Source organism: Sphingobium sp., from assembly GCF_035511395.1.
Classification (GTDB): Bacteria; Pseudomonadota; Alphaproteobacteria; order Sphingomonadales; family Sphingomonadaceae; genus Sphingobium.
The window spans coordinates 1-5,170 of record NZ_DATKFP010000108.1; the positions used below are offsets into that span (position 1 = coordinate 1).

The 5,170-nt window shown below is 65.5% G+C and carries 4 protein-coding genes; all 4 read left to right on the forward strand.

Annotated elements, in window-relative coordinates:
- Window positions 1-1,350 (forward strand): PHA/PHB synthase family protein (locus VMR39_RS07055; RefSeq protein WP_325415272.1); only part of this gene is annotated, 1,350 nt, incomplete at its 5' end.
- Window positions 1,351-1,353: 3 nt separating this feature from the next.
- Window positions 1,354-2,775 carry a bifunctional enoyl-CoA hydratase/phosphate acetyltransferase gene (locus tag VMR39_RS07060; RefSeq protein WP_021690796.1) on the forward strand — a complete coding sequence of 474 codons (1,422 nt, stop codon included), beginning with the start codon at window positions 1,354-1,356 and terminating at the stop codon, window positions 2,773-2,775.
- Entirely contained in the window at window positions 2,772-3,965 is a 1,194-nt protein-coding gene (locus tag VMR39_RS07065) for an acetate/propionate family kinase (protein WP_021246276.1), read from the forward strand. Before VMR39_RS07060 ends, VMR39_RS07065 begins: the two co-directional genes overlap by 4 nt.
- The coding region (locus VMR39_RS07070; protein ID WP_325415273.1) for a phospholipase A at window positions 3,962-5,170 on the forward strand (1,209 nt) is incomplete at its 3' end. The genes VMR39_RS07065 and VMR39_RS07070, both read left to right, overlap by 4 nt.

Consider the following 5,170-nt stretch of genomic DNA (forward strand, 5'->3'; position numbering starts at 1 on the left):
GAAGACATGGTGGAATTCGCCGCACGGCAGATGCTGGACATGCTCGCGCCGACCAACTTTCTCGCCACCAATCCCGTTCTCCAACACAAGATCGCGGAAACAGGTGGCCAATGCCTGGTCGACGGCTTCCGGCACCTGGTCGAGGACATGCAGCACATGGCGCGCGGCCTGCCGCCGGTCGGCGCCGAAGCCTTTCGCGTGGGCGAAAACGTCGCCACTGCCAAAGGCAAGGTCGTCTACCGCAACAAGCTGATCGAACTGATCCAGTATGAACCGACCACGGACACCGTGCGGCCCGAGCCAATCCTGATCGTGCCCGCGTGGATCATGAAATACTATATTCTCGACCTGTCGCCCGAGAACTCGCTGGTCCGCTGGCTGACGGCGCAAGGCTTCACCGTGTTCATGATTTCGTGGCACAATCCCGGCAGTGCCGACCGTGACCTCGACATGGACGCCTACCGGCACCTCGGACCGATGGCGGCGCTCGATGCGGTGACGGCGATCACCGGCGCGACGGGCATCCATGCCATGGGCTATTGCCTGGGCGGCACGCTGCTCTCGATCGCGGCCGCGGCCATGGCGCGCGACGGAGATGACAGGCTCGCCAGCGTCACACTGCTGGCCGCACAGACGGAATTCAGCGAGCCGGGGGAATTGGGCCTGTTTATCGACGAAGGCCAGCTCAACCTGCTGGAGAACATGATGTGGAGCCGGGGCTATCTGGACAGCAGCCAGATGGGCGGCGCCTTCCAGATCCTGCGTTCCAACGATCTGGTCTGGTCGCGTGTGCTCGCCACCTACCTGATGGGCGAGCGCGAACCGATGAACGACCTCATGGCCTGGAACGCCGACGGCACACGGATGCCCTATGCCATGCACAGCCAGTATCTGCGCCGCCTGTTCCTCGACGACGACCTGGCCGAAGGAAAATACCGGGTGGATGGGCGAACCATCAACCTTGCCTCCATCCGCAAACCGCTGTTCGTGGTCGGAACCGAGCGCGATCATGTCGCGCCATGGCATTCCGTCCACAAGATCCACCTGCTGACCGGGGCCGAGATCACTTTCGTCCTGACCAGCGGCGGGCACAATGCCGGCATCGTTTCGGAACCGGGCCACAAGGGCCGCCGCTACCGCGTGTTGACCCGCGAGGTCGACGGCACCTCCTACGATCCCGAAGAATGGGCAAGCCGCGCCGAGCAAAAGCAAGGCTCATGGTGGACGGCGTGGGGAGAATGGCTGGCCGCGCGTTCGGGAGAACCTGGTGCGCCGCCGCCCATGGGCGCAGCGGACAAGGGCTATGCGGCGATCGCCGATGCTCCCGGCCATTATGTGCTGGAGCATTGAGCAATGACTGACGGAACCATGATCGAGAACCGCACCTTCGACGAGATAAAAGTGGGCGATACCGCCAGTATCTCGCGCACGCTGACCGAAGAGGACATCCAGCTTTTCGCGCTCGTGTCCGGCGACGTGAACCCGGCGCATATGGACGCCGACTATGCCGCGACCGACATGTTCCGCCGCGTCATCGCGCACGGACTATGGGGCGGCGGTCTCATCTCCGCCGTGCTGGGCACCGAACTGCCCGGCCCTGGCGCGATCTATCTCAGCCAGTCGCTGCAGTTCACGCGGCCGGTAGGCCTTGGCGACACGATCACGGCGTCGGTGACGGTGGCGGAAAAACGCGCGCACCATGATATCCTGTTCGATTGCCGCTGCGTCAACCAGGACGGCGAGGAAGTCATCAGCGGCCAGGCCGAAGTCAAGGCGCCGGCCGAGAAGGTCCGCCGCCCCCGTGCGGCGCTGCCGGAGGTCAGCCTGCGCGACCATGACGGCTACCGCAAGCTGATCGAGATGACCGCCAATGGCGTGCCGGAACCGACGGCGGTGGCTCATCCCTGCAGCGCGGCCGCCATGCTGGCCGCGATTGAAGCCGCCGAAGCCAATCTCATCATGCCGATCCTGGTCGGGCCGGAAGCGAAGATCCGCAAGGCGGCCGAAGACGCCGGCAAGGACATTTCGCCTTTCCGCATCGTATCCGCCGCCCATAGCCACGAAGCGGCGGCAAAGGCCGTGGACCTGGTGCGCGGCGGCGAAGCGAAGCTGTTGATGAAAGGCTCGCTCCATACCGACGAATTGATGGGCGCCATCGTGCGCTCCGCCACGGGCCTGCGAACCGAGCGCCGGATCAGCCATGCCTATGTCATGGACGTCCAGAACCATCCGACACCGCTCATCATCACGGATGCCGCGATCAACATCGCGCCGACACTCGAGGAGAAGGCGGACATCATCCGCAACGCCATCGACCTTGCCCATGTCATCGGCATCGCGGAACCGAAAGTGGCGATCCTTTCCGCCGTGGAGACTGTCAATCCCGCGATGCAATCCACACTCGACGCCGCTGCCCTGTGCAAGATGGCCGATCGCGGTCAGATCACGGGCGGCGTGCTGGACGGACCCCTGGCTTTCGACAATGCGATCAGCGAAGCCGCCGCGAAGGAGAAAGGCATCGTCTCGCCGGTGGCGGGCAAAGCGGAAATTCTCGTCGTGCCAAACCTGGAGGCTGGCAACATGCTGGCCAAGCAACTCACCTTCCTGGGCGGTGCGGACGCGGCAGGCATCGTGCTGGGCGCGCGCGTGCCGATCATCCTCGCCAGCCGGGCCGACAGCCTGCGCACCCGCCTCGCCTCCTGCGCGGTCGCGGTGCTGATGGCGCGCGCCGCCACCAAGGCCGCGCCCGGCCTGCCGGGGACGGCGAGCGCATGAAAGCCGTCGTCGCGATCAACTCCGGTTCGTCCAGCATCAAGTTCTCGCTGTTCACGCTCGATGGCCGGGACGGGCTGACGCTCTCGGCAGGCGGCAAGATCGAGAAGATCGGCATCGCGCCCAGCCTGCGGGCCCGCTCCGCGACGGGAGAAATCCTCATCGAGCGGGACTGGCCGGACGGCGCTGCGCTCAGCCATGCGGATCTCCTGGCGGACCTCTTCGCCTGGGCGGGAGATCATCCGCTGGAAGGGCGGGACGTGATCGCCATCGGCCATCGCGTGGTGCATGGCGGCCTGGACTTCGTCACGCCCCGCCTGGTCGATGCCGACCTGCTGGACAGGCTGGAAACGCTGTGCCCCCTCGCCCCGCTGCATCAGCCGCACAACCTCGCGGCGATCCGCGCGATCGCGAAGCTGAAACCCGACCTGCCGCAGGTCGCCTGCTTCGATACGGCCTTCCACCACGACAAGCCGGACGTCGCCTCGCGCCTGGCCATCCCGCGCAAGTTCCACGATCAGGGCATCCGCCGCTACGGCTTTCACGGCCTGTCCTATGAATATGTCGCAATGCGTCTCGCGGAGATCGACCCGGCGCTGGCCGCGGGCCGCGTGGTCGCGGCGCACCTGGGCAACGGGGCCAGCCTCTGCGCCATGCGGGACTGCAGGAGCGTCGATACGACCATGGGCTTCACTGCGCTCGACGGCCTGGTGATGGGCACGCGCTGCGGCACTATCGATCCCGGCGTGATCCTGCACTTTCAGCTCCGCATGGGCATGAGCGCGGCCGATGTGGAGGACATGCTTTACCGGCAGTCCGGCCTGCTCGGCGTGTCCGGCCTGTCGAGCGACATGCGGGCGCTCGCGGCCAGCGATGCGCCGGAAGCGGAAGAGGCGATGGCGCTGTTCGCCTGGCGCGCCGCGCGCGAGACGGCCGCGCTCGCCTCGTCGATGGGCGGGCTGGACGGCATCGTCTTCACCGCCGGGATCGGAGAGAACGACGCCGCGATGCGCCAGCGTATCTGCGCACGCCTCGCATGGCTGGGCGTGGAACTCGACGAACAGGCGAACGCTGCCGGCGCCCCGCTTGTCAGCACGCCCGGCAGCCATGTCGCGGTGCGCGTCATTCCCACCGACGAGGAACGGATGATCGCGCTCCACACCTTGCATGTGCTGGGGGAGAATCCATCATGAGGCGCGCGATAAGCCTTGCCGCCATCGCGCTTGCCACCCCTGCCGCGGCTCATGCCGCATCGCCCGTCGAAATCCTGATCAGCGATGCCGGGCAGGAGGACGAAACCGGCGCCGTTCTGGTCGATCTGCGCCTGCTCAATGACAGCGGCGATCCGCAGGGCATGGCCCTTCCGGACCGCATCGAAGCGCAGGTGGAGCAGAGCGGCGTCTCTCGCACCGTCTGGCTGGAGCGCATGGCGACGACGCCTCCAAACCCGATCATTCCACCTGGCGGTTTCACGCGCGCGACCTACCGGCTTGCGCGGAGGACCAATCTGTCGCTGGAAGGCGCCGCGATCTCCGTTCCCGCATGGGGCACGCGGCAGATCACGCTGGCATTGCGGCCCGCGGACCGAGGGGCGCAAATAGCCACGAACACCTCCGCGCAATCCGGGCCTCCCAACGCGCCGGGGTTGGAAAACAAGGCTGTGCCGCCTCCCTCGGACCGGTCGGCGGGCAACGCCTTTTTCGCCAACCTGTCGGCCTATGAACCGATCTATGCTGTCTATGGTCCGAGCACCGACAGCGCCGCACGCATCCAGATCAGCTTCAAATATCAGATTTTCGGAACGAGACGCGCCCAGGGCTTGCCACTTTCCTGGCGCGACGGACTGCATTTTGCCTATACCCAGCGCATGTTCTGGGATCTTGGCGCGGATTCCTCGCCGTTTCGTAACATCGACTATCAGCCGGAACTCTTCTACCTGACCCCTTCAGCTACGTTGACACGCGGCATCTCGCTGAGCGCACAGGGCGGCTTTCGCCATGAATCCAACGGTCGCTCCGGTCTCGATTCCCGCAGCCTCAACACGCTCTATGTGGCGCCGATGGCCGCCTTCCCACTGGGCGGCGGCTATCGCCTGTCGGTAGCTCCGCGCTTCTCCCTCCTTGTCGGCGACAAATCCGACAATCCCGATATCCGCCGCTACAGGGGCAATAGCTCGCTCTTCCTGGAAGTCGGGAAAGATGACGGCCTACGCCTTACGACATCCACGCGGTTCAGCGTCTCCAGCGGCAAAGGCGCACTCGCCGCCGATCTTTCCTATCCGCTCTCGCGGCTATTGGGTGGGGGACCCGACTTCTATCTCTTCGGCCAGAGCTTCATCGGCTATGGCGAGAATCTGCTCGACTATGATCGCCATACGACCCGTTTTCGTCTGGGCGTG